The organism is Rhodoferax sp. (assembly GCF_011391645.1).
In the GTDB taxonomy this organism is placed as follows: Bacteria; Pseudomonadota; Gammaproteobacteria; order Burkholderiales; family Burkholderiaceae_C; genus Rhodoferax.
Window position 1 is genome coordinate 1 of sequence record NZ_JAABQC010000003.1, and the last position, 16,131, is coordinate 16,131.

The 16,131-nt window shown below is 60.6% G+C and carries 14 protein-coding genes; 9 read left to right on the forward strand and 5 right to left on the reverse strand.

Annotated elements, in window-relative coordinates:
* Positions 1–248: 248 nt before the first annotated feature.
* Positions 249–1,619, forward strand: coding sequence for a tryptophanase (locus GPS82_RS00785; protein ID WP_296490168.1), 1,371 nt, complete (start codon positions 249–251; stop codon positions 1,617–1,619).
* Between the two features lie 12 nt (positions 1,620–1,631).
* Here GPS82_RS00785 and ipdC read toward each other — a convergent pair whose 3' ends face one another.
* Together ipdC and GPS82_RS00795 are read right to left on the reverse strand one after the other, a co-directional pair.
* Positions 1,632–3,254 carry an indolepyruvate/phenylpyruvate decarboxylase gene (gene ipdC / locus GPS82_RS00790; RefSeq protein ID WP_296490169.1) on the reverse strand — a complete coding sequence of 541 codons (1,623 nt, stop codon included), beginning with the start codon at positions 3,252–3,254 and terminating at the stop codon, positions 1,632–1,634.
* Positions 3,255–3,329: 75 nt separating this feature from the next.
* Positions 3,330–4,493 carry an AAA family ATPase gene (locus GPS82_RS00795; RefSeq protein ID WP_296490170.1) on the reverse strand — a complete coding sequence of 388 codons (1,164 nt, stop codon included), beginning with the start codon at positions 4,491–4,493 and terminating at the stop codon, positions 3,330–3,332.
* Positions 4,494–4,593: 100 nt separating this feature from the next.
* On the opposite strand from GPS82_RS00795, the gene GPS82_RS00800 reads away from it, so the two are divergent.
* Together GPS82_RS00800 and GPS82_RS00805 are read left to right on the forward strand one after the other, a co-directional pair.
* Entirely contained in the window at positions 4,594–5,442 is an 849-nt protein-coding gene (locus tag GPS82_RS00800; RefSeq protein WP_296490171.1) for a 3-hydroxybutyryl-CoA dehydrogenase, read from the forward strand.
* Between the two features lie 83 nt (positions 5,443–5,525).
* Positions 5,526–6,056, forward strand: a complete 531-nt coding sequence (locus tag GPS82_RS00805; protein WP_296490172.1) for a GNAT family N-acetyltransferase — start codon at positions 5,526–5,528, stop codon at positions 6,054–6,056.
* Between the two features lie 5 nt (positions 6,057–6,061).
* Here GPS82_RS00805 and GPS82_RS00810 read toward each other — a convergent pair whose 3' ends face one another.
* The gene (locus GPS82_RS00810; protein ID WP_296490173.1) at positions 6,062–7,180 is read right to left on the reverse strand and encodes a beta-ketoacyl-ACP synthase III; all 1,119 of its coding nucleotides are present in this window, start codon (positions 7,178–7,180) and stop codon (positions 6,062–6,064) included.
* 145 nt (positions 7,181–7,325) lie between these two features.
* Between GPS82_RS00810 and GPS82_RS00815 the strand changes: the two genes are divergently transcribed.
* Positions 7,326–8,270 carry a DUF808 domain-containing protein gene (locus GPS82_RS00815; RefSeq protein WP_296490174.1) on the forward strand — a complete coding sequence of 315 codons (945 nt, stop codon included), beginning with the start codon at positions 7,326–7,328 and terminating at the stop codon, positions 8,268–8,270.
* Here GPS82_RS00815 and GPS82_RS00820 read toward each other — a convergent pair.
* Positions 8,245–8,868 carry a flavin reductase family protein gene (locus GPS82_RS00820; protein ID WP_296490175.1) on the reverse strand — a complete coding sequence of 208 codons (624 nt, stop codon included), beginning with the start codon at positions 8,866–8,868 and terminating at the stop codon, positions 8,245–8,247. The two genes, GPS82_RS00815 and GPS82_RS00820, sit on opposite strands and share 26 nt — an antisense overlap.
* 19 nt (positions 8,869–8,887) lie before the next feature.
* Positions 8,888–9,358, reverse strand: coding sequence for an SRPBCC family protein (locus GPS82_RS00825; protein ID WP_296490176.1), 471 nt, complete (start codon positions 9,356–9,358; stop codon positions 8,888–8,890).
* Between the two features lie 150 nt (positions 9,359–9,508).
* Here GPS82_RS00825 and GPS82_RS00830 point away from each other — a divergent pair, with 150 nt between their 5' ends.
* The 5 genes from GPS82_RS00830 to GPS82_RS00850 all read left to right on the forward strand — a co-directional run bounded on the left by GPS82_RS00830 (position 9,509) and on the right by GPS82_RS00850 (position 16,129).
* Positions 9,509–10,438, forward strand: coding sequence for a tRNA-dihydrouridine synthase (locus GPS82_RS00830; RefSeq protein ID WP_296490229.1), 930 nt, complete (start codon positions 9,509–9,511; stop codon positions 10,436–10,438).
* Between the two features lie 69 nt (positions 10,439–10,507).
* Entirely contained in the window at positions 10,508–11,956 is a 1,449-nt protein-coding gene (locus tag GPS82_RS00835) for a hypothetical protein (RefSeq protein ID WP_296490177.1), read from the forward strand.
* A gap of 144 nt (positions 11,957–12,100) precedes the next feature.
* Complete coding sequence (gene uvrB, locus GPS82_RS00840) at positions 12,101–14,221, forward strand: excinuclease ABC subunit UvrB (protein ID WP_296490178.1); 2,121 nt, start codon at positions 12,101–12,103, stop codon at positions 14,219–14,221.
* Positions 14,222–14,343: 122 nt separating this feature from the next.
* Positions 14,344–14,880, forward strand: coding sequence for a Fe-S cluster assembly transcription factor (locus GPS82_RS00845; RefSeq protein ID WP_296490179.1), 537 nt, complete (start codon positions 14,344–14,346; stop codon positions 14,878–14,880).
* Between the two features lie 28 nt (positions 14,881–14,908).
* Positions 14,909–16,129, forward strand: a complete 1,221-nt coding sequence (locus GPS82_RS00850) for an IscS subfamily cysteine desulfurase (protein ID WP_296490180.1) — start codon at positions 14,909–14,911, stop codon at positions 16,127–16,129.
* The last annotated feature ends 2 nt before the right edge of the window (positions 16,130–16,131 follow it).

Genomic DNA, 16,131 nt, shown 5'->3' on the forward strand with positions numbered 1-16,131 from the left:
GACTTTTGGGCAGTATTGTTGGTCAGAGGTCGTGGCAAATTGATAGAAATCATGGATGCGCGATTTCGTGCCAAGTGACGCGTCATTGGCGTGCAGGACGCGCGTTGGGTTCAGGGCGGTTCAGGACGGTACGATTTCATTCTCCGCACGGACTCGCATCGAAGGATGGCCGATGTTGGAAATAACCGACACCACAGTCTATCGGGCGGTGCTACCTTCTTGTTTTTGAAATCCTGCAAGGACACACCATGCCCAAAACCCTGATCGAGCCGTTTCGCATCAAAAGTGTCGAGCCCATCCGTATGACCACGCGCGCAGAGCGCGAGCAACTGCTGGAAGCCGCCAAACTCAATGTGTTCAAGTTACACGCCGAAGACGTGCTGATTGACTGGCTGACCGACTCCGGTACCGGCGCCATGTCATCAAAACAGTGGGGCGCCATCATGGAAGGCGATGAAAGTTATGCCGGCGCGCGAAGCTTTTACCGGCTGGAAAAAGTCATTCAGGACATCACCGGCATGCAGTTTTTTGTGCCCACACACCAGGGCCGGGCCGCAGAAAAAGTGCTGTTCACGGCGGTGTGCAAAAAGGGCGATGTGGTGCCCAACAACTGCCACTTCGACACCACCCGCGCCAACCTCGAATACCTCGGCGTGCAGGCGCTGGACCTGGTGATTCCCGAGGGTCTGCAGCCCGCCACGCTCCATCCGTTCAAGGGCAATATTGACCTGGCGCGGGTGGCGGCGCTGCTTAAGGACCAGGCCGACCAGATTCCGTTTGGCATGGTCACCGTGACCAACAACACCGGCGGCGGCCAGCCGGTGTCGATGGCCAACATCCGCGCCTACGCCAAGCTGCTTAAAGACCATGGCAAACCCTTCATCATGGATGTCTGCCGTTTTTCAGAAAACGCCATGTTCATCAAGATGCGCGAGCCGGGCTACGAGAACACACCCATCAAAGCCATCGTGCAAGAGATGTTTTCTTATGCCGACGGCGCCACCATGAGCGCCAAAAAGGACGGCATGGTCAACATTGGCGGTTTCATCGTGCTGCGCAGCGAAGAATGGATGGACGCGGTGCGCAATGTGCTGATCATGACCGAGGGCTTTCCCACCTACGGCGGCCTGGCCGGGCGCGACCTTGAAGCGCTGGCCGTGGGCCTGGAGGAAGGCATGCAGGAAGACTACCTGCGTTACCGCCTGCGCACCGCCGAGTACCTAGGTGAACGCCTGGAGGCGGCCGGCGTGAGTTTTGTCAAACCCACGGGTGGCCATGCGGTCTACATCGATGCCCGCACCGTGCTGCCCAATATGCCAGTGGCCCATTACCCGGCCTGGGCGCTGTGCAACGCGCTGTACCTGGAAGGCGGCATTCGCGGTGTGGAAATCGGCTCGGTGATGTTCGGCAAGCGCCTGGCCGATGGCACCGAAACCTTCCACAGCATGGAACTGGTGCGCCTGGCCTTCCCGCGGCGCATGTACACGCAAAGCCATTTTGACTATGCGGCCGAGGTGATCGACGAGGTCAAGCAAAAGGCCGCCAGCATTCGCGGCGTGCGGATCACCAAGCAGCCGCAATTTTTGCGGCACTTCACGTGTGAATGCGCCTGGGTGTGAGGCGCTGCGTCCTTATTTGACCGCGTTGAGCCGTTTCACCCCGGCCACAAACCTGGCCAGCGTGGTCGACAGCACGCCGCTGGGAATGGTGACTTCGATCAGCTGAAACTTGCCGCGCGTGGCCATGGCCTTGTCCAGCGCGCGCTTCAATTCGCCCCGGGTGCCCACGCGCACACCGTCGCCGCCCAGGCCGGCGGCCATCTCGGCAAAACCCCAGTGGCCCAGGTCGTTGAAGTGCGACTCGGGCTGGAAGGTGCGCAGCATTTCCCAACTGGCGTTGTTGAACAGCAGCACGATCGGGTCCCAGCCGTAACGTTTGCAGTTGCCCAGTTCCCAGCCGGTCATCTGGAAGGCGCCGTCGCCGACCAGAATCAGCGGGCGTTCACCGGTGGCGGCTTGCAGCCCCAGGCCGGCGGGCACGCCAAAACCCATGGTGGCGTAGTAGCCGGGCGCCACCAGCGCGGTGTGGCTGATCTCCATGGCGGTGAACAGGCAGTCGCCCATGTCGGACGCCATCGGCATTTTGCCGTGCCTGGCCATGAGGTCGTTCACGGCCGTGGCAATGTCGGTCGGCGTGATGCTTTGGTCGTCCTCGGTCAAGCCGGTGGGAAAACTTTGCGGCGTCACGCTAAAGGCCTTGTCGGGCCCTGGCACACGTTCCAGCATGCGGTTGACCACCGCAGCCAGCGGCAGATTGGCGTAGGTGTGGTAACCGATGTTGACCTGGCCGTTCAAGGCCTGAATGGTCTTGCGCATGTCGATCTTGGTCTCGGACACCGCAAAGTTGGTGTCGCAAATGATCTCGCCCAGCAGAAACAGGCCGTCGGAGCTTTCCACCAGCTGCGTCACTTCTGGGAAACCGGCCACACCCATGTAGGTGCCCACCAGCGGGACGTCCTGGTCGGCCAGCAGGCCGCGGCCCATGAAGCTGGTCACCACCGGCAACCCCAAGCGGCGTGACAGGGTGGCCACTTTGTTCTCCAGGCCGTAGCGGCGCACTTCCACGCCGGCCATCAGCACTGGCGATTTGGCGCTGGCCAGGCGCTCCAGGATTTCATCGACGCAGGCATCCAGCGCATCCGGGTCCACCTTGAAGGCGGCTTCCGGCACGACCTCCACGCAGGGAACGGCCACCATGTCGCGCGGAATCTCGATGTACACCGGCTCGGAGTGGCGCAGGCAACTGGCCAGCACCCGGGCAATGTCGGCCGGGGCGCGTTCGGCATCGTCCAGGCGCACCTGGTCGCAGGTGATTTCCTTGAAGATCTGAAACTGGCTGTCGAGTGTTTTGGCCTGGTGGTGCAGCAGCAGGCCCGAGCGTGACTCGTTCTTGCCCGGCCCGCCCGAGAGCACCACCAGCGGCGACTTTTCGGCAAAGGCGGCCGCCACCGAATTGATCATGTTGAGCGCGCCCGCGCCGTAGGTGACCGCGGCAACGCCCAGGCTGCCGTTGATGCGCGCCGAGGCGTCAGCGGCAAAACCCACACCGGGCTCGTGGCTCAAGGTGTAGAGCGGCAAGATTTGCGACTCTTCGATGATGCGGAAATAGGGCAGGGCAAAGTCGCCGGGGATGCCAAAAATCTGCCGCGCACCGTGCTTTTTGAGCGCGGTCAGCAGTTGTTCGGTGAGATTCATGTGGAATTTCTCCTGGGTTGAGGGTGGCTGGATTATCCGTTGGGCCGGGCTTGCCACGCGTCTTGAGCGCGTCAATCAATGGCTATTGGCGAGCGGTATGTGCCGGGGGTCAAGGCCTCTCAAAAAGCGATCACAGGGCAGGCACATGACGCCCCCCATTTTGAGCACTTCATTGCCCATGTACAGCAGGCAAACCGTGGCCTCAGGGTAGTCTTCGCTGAAAGCTTTCAAGGCCCGCAAGTCGGTGGAGTGCACCTGGCGGGCACGCTTGACCTCGATGGCCACAAACACGCCGGGGCCGTACAACACAAAGTCAACTTCACTGCCTGACTTTGTTCGCCAATAAAAAAGTTCGGCAGGCTCGCTGTGGTAGCTTGCCCACGCCCTGAGGTGCTGTGCCACCAGCCCTTCAAGCGCCATGCCTTCAATTTCTTCGGGCTTGTCCAAAGGGCCCTTTGGCCGAATCGAGCGGTAGACACCCGCATCAAAGAAGAAGAATTTGTCATGCGCAACCAAATGCCGTTTGGCGCGTTTGGTGAACACCGGAATGCGAAACGACAGCAGCAAGTCTTCCAGAATGCTCAAGTAACCCTCTACCGTCTTGCGTCCGATCTGGCATTCTCTGGCCACCTCGGCCAGGTTGAGCAAAGACCCATGCGAAAAGCTGATGGCTTCCAGAAAGCGGGCAAAGGCGCCGACATCCCGCACCAACGCTTCGGCCTGCACTTCTTCACGCAGGTAGAGCGAGGCATAGGCGCGCAGCGTGTTTTCGGGCTCAATGGCACTCCAAACCAAAGGTACCAGCCCAATCTCAAGTGAGCGTTGAAGGTCGAAGCCGCCGCCCAATTCTGCGGCCATGAAGGGGTGCATGTGCAATTCGGTCAGGCGTCCGGCCAAAAGATTGGCGGCACCGCGGCGCAGCTTTCTGGCGCTGGAGCCGGTCAGGATGAACCGCAATGGCCGCTCGCCCTCCACCAGCGAGTGCACCACATCAAGCAGCGCCGGTACCTTCTGCACTTCGTCGATGACCACATTCACGGCTTCAGGTTGCGCAGCAATACGCTCCAGCAAACGCTCAGGCCTGGCCTGGAATCGGCGGAAAGTTTCCGGGTCGAGCAAATCGACCCAGACTGCGGTGTCGCGCAGCGCACGCAACCAGGTCGACTTGCCTGTGCCACGCGGACCAAACAGGAAGAAGCTGCCTGCATGAGGCTGTATAAATCTGCCTGATGATTCCATATTTTCTTCTTATTTGGAGTTAATAAGAGAATTATGCCAGTTTCGATGTGGCAAATTTCACTCGTTAAGATCAGGTGTTTCAAAATTTGGAGTTTTCTAGATGAACATCACAACAGTCGGCATCATTGGCGCGGGCACCATGGGTAACGGCATTGCACAGGCTTGCGCCGTGTCGGGCATCAACGTGGTCATGGTCGATATTTCAGAAGCCGCAGTGGCCAAGGGCATTGCCACGGTGTCGGGCAGCCTGGACCGTTTGCTCAAAAAGGAAAAGATCACTTCCGATGCCAAAGCCGCCGCCATGGCGCGCATCAAGGGCAGCAGCAGCTATGACGACCTTAAAGGCGCGCAACTGGTGATTGAAGCCGCCACCGAGAGCTACGACCTCAAGGTCAAGATCCTCAAGCAGCTCGACGGCTTGCTGGCCCCGGAGGTGATCATTGCCTCCAACACCTCGTCGATTTCTATCACCAAGCTGGCCGCTGTGACCACCCGCGCCGACAAATTCATCGGCATGCATTTCTTCAACCCGGTGCCCATGATGGCGCTGGTCGAGATCATTCGTGGCCTGCAAACCAGCGATGCCACCCACGCCGCTGTGCACGCCATGGCCACCGCGCTGGGCAAAACTCCGATCACGGTCAAGAATGCGCCGGGTTTTGTCGTCAACCGCATCCTGGTGCCGATGATCAACGAAGCCTTTTTTGTGCTGGCCGAGGGCCTGGCCACGCCCGAGGACATTGATGCCGGCATGAAGCTGGGCTGCAACCAGCCGATTGGCCCGCTGGCGCTGGCCGACATGGTCGGGCTGGACGTTTGCCTGGCTGTGATGGAGGTGTACCTGAGCGAGTTCGGCGACAGCAAGTACCGCGCCTGCCCCTTGCTGAAAGAAATGGTGGCCGCCGGCCGCCTGGGACGCAAAACGGGGCAGGGCGTTTACAAGTACTGAAGCGCACAGACCGCATCGAGCGCTTGCGGCGACAATGCGGCTCCTATTTTGATTGATGGCCGGGCTCGTCCCCGGCGCTTGTTATGTCTTTGATCACGCCCACCGAAGTGCGTCCCGCCATCCTGCGCGACGCCAAGTCCATTGCCGAAATCCGCACCCGCTCCGGCCAGGGTGCCTTCAAGGCCGTTTTTCCCGGCGAGGCCGTGCCCGTGGCCGGCACCCCGGAGCACGGCTTGGTGTATTGGCGCGAAGCCATTGAGTACAGCGAACCCCAGGTGCTGGTGGCGGTGCAAAAGTCAACCGTGGTGGGTTTTGTCGGCTTTGACCGCTCGCGCGATCCCAAGACGCCCAACACCATGGGCGAGATCTGGGCGCTGTATGTGCAGCCTGAGCAGTGGGGCCAGGGTGTTGGCCTGGCACTGTGGGATGCCGCCCGTGAAGGCCTGATTTACGAGGGCTGCACCAAGGTCAGCGCCTGGGTGCCGCTGGGGTTTGAGCGCGCCCTGCGCTTTTACGACATGGCCGGCTTCAAGCGCGAAATGACCAGCATCAAAACCGTGCCCATGGGCAATACACGGGTCGAAGAAATACGCTTCAAGCGCGACCTGAACTGATCAAGTCAGGTGCGCCGCAGCACCGCGCTGCCAATCGAATAACCCGCGCCAAAAGAGCAGATCACACCCACATCACCGGTTTTGAAGTCGTCGTGGTGGCGGTGAAAGGCAATGATCGAGCCTGCCGACGCGGTGTTGGCAAACTCGTTCAGGATCACCGGCGCTTCATCGGCGCTGGCATCGTGCCCGAGCAACTTGCGGCCAATCAGCTGGTTCATGGCCAGGTTGGCCTGGTGCAGCCAGAAGCGGCGCACATCGCTCGGGGCGAACCCCAGCTTGCTCAGGTGGCTGCTGATGTGCTCCGCGGCAAGAGGGCAGACTTCCTTGAACACCTTGCGCCCCTCCTGGTAGAACAGCATGTCGCGGTCTTCCGGGTTGCGGTCTTCGCTGCGCCACATGTAGCCCGCGTTGTTGCGGATGTTGTTGGAAAACGAGGTGACCAGCTTGGTGTCCAGCACCTCAAAGGCGCCGGCCGGCGCGTTGTCCAGCCGCTCGATCAGGATGGCGGTGCACACATCGCCAAAAATGAAATGGCAGTCGCGGTCTTTCCAGGCCAGGTGCGGCGAGGTGATCTCGGGGTTGACCACCAGCACGGCGCGCGCGCTGCCGCATTTGACGGCATTGACCGCCAACTCGATGCCGAAGGTGGCCGACGAGCAGGCCACGTTCATGTCAAAACCATAGCCCTGGATGCCCAGGCCATTCTGAATTTCCACTGCCAGTGCCGGGTAGGGGCGCTGCATGTTGGCCGCCGCGCAGATCACGGCGTCGACATCGCTGGCCTGTTTGCCGGCCCGGGCCAGCGCGTCCCGGGCGGCGGCAATGCTGACCTCGGCCATCAGCGACACCTCGTTGTCGGGCCTGATGCGCAGCCGCGGCCGCATGCGGGTCGGGTCGAGCACACCCGACTTTTCCACCACATAACGTTGTTGAATCCCGGAAGCCTTCTGGATGAACTCGACGCTCGAATACGGCACGGCGGCACGGGTTCCGGCTGCAATTTCACCGGCATGGGCGGCATTTTCCAGATCGGCAAACTGGTTGAACGCGACGACCAATTCGGCATTCGTGATGACTTCTGGCGGGTTATACAGGCCGGTGCTGCTGATACAAACGCGATGCATAAAGGTTCTCTTTCAGGGAGGGATGACGTTCAAGAAGGCATGACGATGCGCCATTATCCAACCTATCAGCGCGGGCCGACAGCGGGAAAGCCGCGACAATGCGTCCTTATGAATTACCCATTTTTCAAGTCTGAAGAGGTTGCCCATGGCCAGTAGTCTGTTGGTTTTACTCGACGACATCGCCACGGTGTTGGACGACGTGGCCTTGCTGACCAAGGTGGCGGCCAAAAAAACCGCCGGGGTGCTGGGCGACGACCTGGCGCTGAACGCCCAGCAAGTGGCCGGTGTCAAGGCCGAGCGCGAGCTGCCGGTGGTGTGGGCGGTGTGCAAGGGTTCCTTCATCAACAAAGTCATTTTGGTGCCCGGTGCGCTGTTGCTCAGCGCCATTGCGCCATGGTCGATCACGCCGCTGCTGATGGCGGGCGGCCTGTTTTTGTGTTTTGAAGGTTTTGAGAAGGTCGCGCACAAGCTGCTGCACAAACCTGCTGAAGTTGCCGCTGAGCACGAGCAGCTGGTCAATGCCCTGCTCGACCCCACGGTTGACCTGGTGGCGGTGGAGAAAGACAAGATCAAGGGCGCGATTCGCACTGACTTTATTTTGTCCACCGAGATCATCGTCATCACCCTGGGCACGGTGGCGGCCAGCCCGTTCGTCACGCAGTTCACCGTGCTGGCTGGTGTGGCGCTGTTGATGACAGTCGGTGTTTATGGCCTGGTGGCTGCCATTGTCAAGATTGACGACCTGGGGTTGTACCTGAGCCTGCGCAAAACCAGCGTGGCGCAAGCGCTGCAGCAAAAGCTGGGCCGCGGCTTGTTGCTGGCCGCCCCTTTGCTGATGAAAGCCCTGACCGTGCTGGGCACGCTGGCCATGTTTCTGGTTGGCGGCGGCATTCTGGCGCACGGCTGGCATGACATGGGTCAGGGTATTGAGCAACTCAGTGCCGCAGCGGGCAGCATGGCGCAGCCGGTGCTGGGAACCCTGCTGAACATGCTGCTGGGCGTGCTGGCCGGTGGTGTGGCCGTGCTGGTCATGACCCTGGGGCAGAAGCTCAAGGGCAGGTTTTTCAGCCGCGCGGACGGTACATCCTGAACAACTGCTCAGGCCCCACAGTGAAATAGTCGGCCGGACCGCCGCCGCGCAAGACATGGTCGGCCCGCGCGGTGTCATACATACCGTCGATCAGCAGGCGTTGGGCAATGTGCACTGCCACCACTTCGCCCAGCACCAGCCAGGTGGGCAGCTTGTGGCCGCAAATGTCTTGTAACTGCACCAGCTGGGTGAGTTTGCATTCAAAGCTGACCGGGCTCTCGGCAATGCGCGGCGGTGCCACCAGGCGCGATGCCACCGGTGTCAAGCCCGCCAGATCGAACTCACTGACCTCAGGCAGAACGGCGGCACAGGTCTGGTTCATCGCCTCGGCCAGCGGCCGCGTCACCAGGTTCCAGACAAACTCGCCAGTTTGCTCGATGTTGCGCACCGAGTCCTTGTAGCCGATGCTGGCAAATCCGACGATGGGCGGCGTGTAGTTGAAGGCGTTGAAAAAGCTGTAGGGCGCGGCATTGAGCCCGCCCTGCGCGCTGCGGGTTGAAATCCAGCCAATCGGACGCGGCCCGACGATGGCATTGAACGGGTCATGCGGCAGGCCATGGCCCAGCCGGGGCTCGTAAAAGTAGCTGCTCTCAGGCATGGGAAGGCCAGCTGGATGGTTAAACCTCGCCGCCAAAGTGCAGGGTGAGGTTGTCGATATATTGCTCCACCAGTTTCTCGAACTCGGATTCGACCAACGGGGCGATCATTTTTTTCATCAGGCCCGGCAGGGGCAGGGTGAGCTCGCCTTGGAGCTTGAGCACCAGATGGGTGGACTTTTTCTTGTCGGTGATTTGCCAGGAGCCTGACACCAGCGCGTTGCCTTCGCCCGCCACGGGGGTCCACACCACGCTGCCCTTGGCCTTGTTGGACACATATTTGGAGGCGTAAATGGTTTGCAGACTGATCTGGGCAATGCCGATCTTGGCCATTTCCCAGCGGTAAACGCCATCGCCCAGATCCACCAACTGGTCTACCTTGGGAAAGAAACTGGCCGACTTCGGCACGTCAGACAGGGTGTCAAAGCAAGTGGTGTAGTCGGCCTTGACGGCAAATTCGTAACCCAGATCGATGTTGACAATGATGGCCATGAGCGGATTTCCGTTTGTGTTTAAAAAGGGGTGACTGTAGGGTTTGGCTCCGATTCTGTCAAAACGAAGCCAAGAGCCCGACAATTCAGGCCCTATTGCACCTTAACCGCTGACCTGCCCGTGACCCGACCCACCCTGCTTCTCGCCCCCATGGAGGGCTTGCTCGACTTTGTCCTGCGCGACATCCTGACGCGGGTGGGCGGGGTTGACCGGTGTGTGTCGGAGTTCATCCGGGTCACCGGCACGCTCTTTCCCGAGCGCGTTTTTTTGCGCTATGTGCCGGAACTGCTGCAGGGCTGCAAGACCGCATCGGGCGTGCCGGTGCGGCCGCAGTTGCTGGGCTCGGATGTGGCTTGCCTGGCCGACAACGCGGCGCGACTGGCCGGCATGGGGGCCGAGGGCATTGATTTGAATTTTGGCTGTCCGTCGCCGGTGGTGAACCGGCATCGCGGCGGTTCGGCCCTGCTTGAAGAGCCTGAACTGCTGTTCCAGATTGTGTCGGCCGTGCGGCGGGCCGTGCCGCCGCACTTGCCGGTGTCGGCCAAGATGCGGCTCGGCCTGCATGACGATCTCCGCGCCGAAGCCTGCGCTCTGGCGCTCGAGGCTGGTGGCGCGTCCGAACTGGTCGTGCATGCGCGCACCAAGGCCGACGGATACCGGCCACCGGCCTATTGGGAGCGTATTGCCGACATCCGCCAGGTGGTGCGCTTGCCGTTAGTAGCCAATGGCGAAATCTGGACGGTTGCTGACGCCTTGCGCTGCCAAGAGGTGTCGGGCTGCCAGAGCCTGATGCTGGGGCGCGGCATGGTGGCCAACCCGGCACTGGCACGCGGCATTCGGGCAGCTTTGGGGAGCGACTCTGAGTCGGCAAGCCTGAGCTGGCCGCAGCTGATGGTGCTGATCGCTGAATTCTGGCGTCTGGTCTGCGCCCACCTGGAGCGCGACCAGCAAACCGGGCGCCTCAAGCAGTGGCTCAACCTGTTGCGACGGGTTTATCCGGAAGCCCAAACGGCCTTTGCCGAGGTGCGCACGTATCATGACCCGGCCGATGTGGAACGCTGGTTGGGTGCGCAGGCATGACGGGGTGTCCAGATTTGAATGGCTGATTTTTGGATAAAATTTTTAGACCTCATTCATCTGGAGAAACCAATGCGTTATGTCAGCACCTTGGTACTGCCCGCCCTCTTCATTGCGACCGCACACGCGCAGACTCTGGAACCGATCGAAATGGTCCGGATCACTGACAATGACCTGAGCTGTCAGCAAATCTTCGATGAGCGGGGTGGCATGGACAAGGTGATTGCCGAAGCCAAACAGGCCCAATCCAGCAGTCAAACGACTGCCACAGCCGGGCAGGCTGCCGGTGTCGCCGCCGAAGTCGCCAGCCGGACCGGCATCTTCGGCGCCCTCGGCGGGCTCGGTGGTCACCTGTTTGGCACCGTCGCCAGCAAGACTGCAGCCGGTGTCGCCGAACAGCAGGGCCAACAGGGCGCGGCTCAGGCTGCTGAGCGCGAGAAGCAAGCCATGGGCCGCAAGGAGCACCTCACCTCGGTATTTCTTGCCAAGGGCTGCTCCGCTAGCGACCCCTCCGCAGCACCGAAGACACCCAATGCGTCCATTGGCACAACGACGCCGCTGACAGCTGCGCCTGCCCCTGCGCCGGTGACTCAGGCCAGCCCGGAAACGCTGGCTGGCAAGCGGGCCGTACCCATGCCGGTAGCTGTAGAAGCCATTAATCCCGAGGACTTGCTCAGCTCGAACAAAACCTTAATTGTTCCCACCACTTACGTCACGCTGGTCACTGACGGACGCGTTTCCGCCGCTAAACAATCGGGGTTGCTGCAGCGAGGCAATGCGAGCGCACAGGCTGCCGCCAACTTCAAGGTGAAGGGCCTCGACAAGGCCTATGCCCAGCTTTTGGCGAAGGCAGCTCAGGACAACCTGGTCGCGCAATTGCGTGCGGCGGGTTATACCGTGTTGACTTATGCCGACGTCATGGATCGCGATCTCTTCCGCAATGCGGCTCGCGAAAGTGGGCCGATAAGCGCCTCGGAAGGTGGATTGAATACCCTCATGGTCGCCCCGACCGACGCGCAGATGTTCAAGAGCTCGCTGGTTGGTGGTCAGTTCAGTGAATTTATCTCTGGCGGCAAGAACCGTATCCCCGATGCCACGCTGTTGATTCCGCAGTATGTGTTTCACGCACCACAATCCTGGGCCGAGGGCAGTCGCGGGTACAGCTCCGTTTCGGCGACGACCCACGTGGTGCATGGCATGAACATGGCTCAGGCACGGGTGACTTGGTTAGGACAGCCGGTCTCTCGCATGATGCGCGGCATTCCCGGTGTTGCTACCACTAAAGCCGTCATCAATGTCGGTGAAAAAGTCGGTGAACTGTCCGCAGGTGCCGACGCCTCGCCAACTACCGCAAACGCGCTGAGCAGCGCACTCAGCGTATTCGGCGGTGGCAACATACAGCGCAGCGTTACAAATTACGAACTGACCATCAACCGTGAGGAGTTTGCCGCCGCTGTAATGAACGGCGTGCACAACTTCAATTCCGAGGTCGCCAAAGTCGCGGCCGCGGCCAAGCCCTGAGCGCCTGCCACGAATTGGCCAGCCCGAGCTGGCCGCAGCCTAAGGTGCTGTCCGCTGAAGTCAGGGTTTGAATTCGGCTTTGAGCTGGCTTAAGAGTGCATTGGATAACATGCACTCTGATTTGAATTTTTGAGCTTGTCCTGAATGTCTGAACCCTTGTCCCTGGCCGTGAGCGACGCTTCCGAGCGTCTGCGCCCCGGCACGTTTGTGCGTTATCCCGACTCGTCCTTTGAGCTGTACCAGCCCTATCCGCCCGCCGGCGACCAGCCCGAGGCCATCAATCAGCTTGTGGAAGGTGTCAACGACGGCGAGGTGTTCCAGACCCTGCTGGGTGTGACGGGCTCGGGCAAGACCTTCACCATGGCCAATGTGATTGCGCGCCTGGGGCGGCCAGCCATCGTGTTTGCGCCCAACAAGACGCTGGCGGCGCAGCTCTACAGCGAGTTCCGCGAATTCTTTCCGAAAAACGCCGTTGAGTACTTTGTCAGCTATTACGACTATTACCAGCCAGAGGCCTATGTGCCACAGCGCGACCTGTTCATCGAGAAGGACTCTGCGATCAACGAGCACATCGAGCAGATGCGCCTGTCTTGTACCAAGAGCGTGCTGGAGCGCCGCGACGTGGTGATTGTGGCCACCGTGTCGGCCATCTACGGCATTGGCCAGCCCGAGGCCTATCACAAGATGGTGATGACGCTGCGCGCGGGCGACAAAATGGGCCAGCGCGACATGATTGCGCAGCTGGTGCGGATGCAGTACCAGCGCAACGACGTCGATTTTTCGCGCGGGGCCTTTCGGGTGCGCGGCGACACCATCGATATCTTTCCGGCCGAACACAGTGAGATGGCCATCCGCGTTGAGTTGTTTGACGACGAAATTGAAAGCTTGCAGCTGTTTGACCCGCTGACCGGGCGCATCCGCCAGAAGATTCCGCGTTTTACCGTTTACCCCAGCAGCCATTACGTCACGCCGCGTGAGCAGGTGTTGAGTGCGGTGGAAGCGATCAAACTTGAGCTGGCTGATCGCATCAAGGAATTTGTGTCACAAGGCAAGCTGGTGGAAGCCCAGCGCATTGAGCAGCGCACCCGGTTTGACCTGGAAATGCTCAGCGAGGTCGGGCACTGCAAGGGCATCGAAAACTATTCACGCCACCTGAGCGGATCGCCACCCGGCGCGCCGCCCGCCACGCTGACCGACTACCTGCCCAAGGACGCGGTCATGTTTCTGGACGAGTCGCACGTGCTGATCGGCCAGTTTGGCGGCATGTACAACGGCGACCGTTCGCGCAAGACCACGCTGGTCGAATACGGTTTTCGGCTGCCCAGCGCGCTGGACAACCGGCCGCTCAAGTTCGAGGAGTTCGAGACCAAGATGCGCCAGGCCATTTTTGTTTCGGCCACGCCGGCCCAGTGGGAAAAAGACCATACCGGCCAGGTGGTGGAGCAACTGGTGCGCCCCACCGGGCTGGTGGATCCCGAGGTGGAGGTGCGCCCGGCCACCAGCCAGGTGGACGACGTGCTGCAGGAGATCCGCATCCGCGTCGACAAACACGAGCGGGTGCTGATCACCACGCTGACCAAGCGCATGGCCGAGCAGCTGACCGATTATTTGAGCGACAACGGCGTCAAGGTGCGCTACCTGCACAGCGACATCGACACTGTGGAGCGGGTCGAGATTTTGCGCGACCTGCGCCTGGGCGCCTTTGACGTGTTGGTGGGCATCAACCTGCTGCGCGAAGGCCTTGATATTCCCGAGGTGTCACTGGTGGCGATTTTGGACGCCGACAAGGAAGGTTTTTTGCGCTCCGAGCGCTCCCTGATCCAGACCATTGGTCGCGCCGCCCGCAACCTGGAAGGGCGGGCCATCTTGTACGCTGACAAGGTCACCGAATCCATGCGCAAAGCCATTGACGAAACCCAGCGCCGGCGTGTCAAGCAGGTGGCGCACAACCTGGCGCATGGCATCACGCCGCGCAGCATTGTCAAGGAGGTGCGCGACCTGATCGACGGGGTCTACAGCGAAAAGGCCGGCAAGGAAGCCGAGAAGCTGGAGCGCGATGCCATGCAGCGCGCCCAGGTGGAAGACATGAGCGAGAAAGACATCTCGCGCGAGATCAAGCGCCTGGAAAAACTCATGATGGAACATGCCCGCAACCTGGAGTTTGAAAAAGCCGCGCGGGTGCGGGATCAATTGGCCATTTTGAAGGAGCAGGCCTTTGGCGCCGGAGGCCACGACAACGTGTTGGCATTGGTGGCGGGAAAATAACCTTATTAAATTACTGATCAGTCTAGTTACCCGAGTAAAACGCTAGGTTTTTGGTTATACTTTGTTCCGTTATCACAGTTAAACATCAATTTAATCGATAACGAAACAACAGGAGAGTTGCCATGCGTTTGACTACCAAAGGCCGTTTTGCGGTCACTGCAATGATTGATCTGGGCCTGCGCCAATCGGCTGGCCCAGTCACACTGGCTGCCATCAGCCAGCGTCAACAAATTTCCCTTTCTTACCTGGAGCAACTGTTCGGCAAGTTGCGTCGCAATGCGCTGGTGGAATCCACCCGCGGCCCCGGCGGCGGCTACACACTGGCGCGCTCACCAGCCGACATCACCGTTGCCGAGATCATCACGTCGGTGGACGAGCCCCTTGACGCCACCCAGTGCGGCGGCAAGGAAAACTGCCTGGGCGAGGGCGCGCGCTGCATGACGCACGAGCTGTGGGCCTCGTTGAACGTCAAAATGGTCGAGTTTCTGGACTCGGTCAGCCTGCAAAAGCTGGTTGACGAACAATTGGCCAAGGGCTTTCAGATGGAAGAAAAGCCCACGCTCAAGCGCGCCATTTCCAGCATGCCGGTGATGCAGCCGATTCGCGTCAACGCGCCCAATTCGGTGTTTGCGCTGGGCAACAGCTACGCCAAGATGTAATCCACAAACCTGACAAGAAATCCCAAACATGGACAGCACCCCGCACTTTCCCATTTACATGGACTACAGCGCCACCAACCCCTGTGACCAGCGGGTGGTGGATGCCATGATTCCCTGGCTCAGAAGCCACTTTGGCAACCCGGCGTCACGCAGTCACGCCTGGGGCTGGGAGGCCGAGGCCGCCGTTGAAAACGCCCGTGAACAGGTGGCCGCCCTGATTGGCGCCGACCCGCGCGAGATCGTCTGGACCTCCGGCGCCACCGAGTCCAACAACCTTGGCATCAAGGGCGCAGCGCACTTTTACCAGTCCAAGGGCAAGCACATCATCACGGTCAAGACAGAGCACAAGGCGGTGCTCGACACCTGCCGCGAACTGGAGCGCCAGGGCTTTGAGGTAACTTACCTTGAGGTGCAACCCGACGGCCTGGTCAATCTGGACGCCTTCAAGGCTGCCATCCGCCCCGACACCATTCTGGCCAGCGTGATGTACGTCAACAACGAAATCGGCGTCATCCAGGATGTGGCCGCCATTGGCGCCATTTGCCGCGAAAAGGGTGTGGTGTTCCATGTGGATGCCGCCCAGGCCACTGGCCGCGTGGCTTTTGACATCAGCAAAATGCCCATCGACCTGATGAGCCTCACCTCGCACAAAACCTACGGCCCCAAGGGCATTGGTGCGCTGTTTGTGCGGCGCAAGCCCCGCATCCGCCTGGAAGCCCAGATGCACGGCGGTGGCCATGAGCGCGGTATGCGCTCCGGCACACTGCCCACGCACCAGATCGTCGGCATGGGCGAGGCCTACCGCATTGCCAAAGAAGAAATGGCTGCGGAACTGGTCAAGGTGCAGGCGCTGCACGACCGCATGATTGCCGGCCTTGAAGGCATTGAGCAGGTGTTCATCAACGGCCATCTGACGCAGCGTGTGCCGCACAACCTGAACATGAGCTTCAACTACGTCGAAGGCGAATCGCTGATCATGGGGATCAAGGGCCTGGCGGTGTCAAGCGGCTCGGCCTGCACCTCGGCCAGTCTGGAGCCCAGCTATGTGCTGCGCGCCCTGGGCCGCAGCGACGAGTTGGCGCACAGCAGCCTGCGCATGACCATTGGGCGCTGGACCACCGAAGAAGAGATTGACTATGCCATAGCCACCATCAAGGAAAACGTGGCGCGCCTGCGCGAACTTAGCCCGCTGTGGGACATGTACAAAGACGGTATTGATATTTCCACGATTCAGTGGGCTGCCCACTGAAC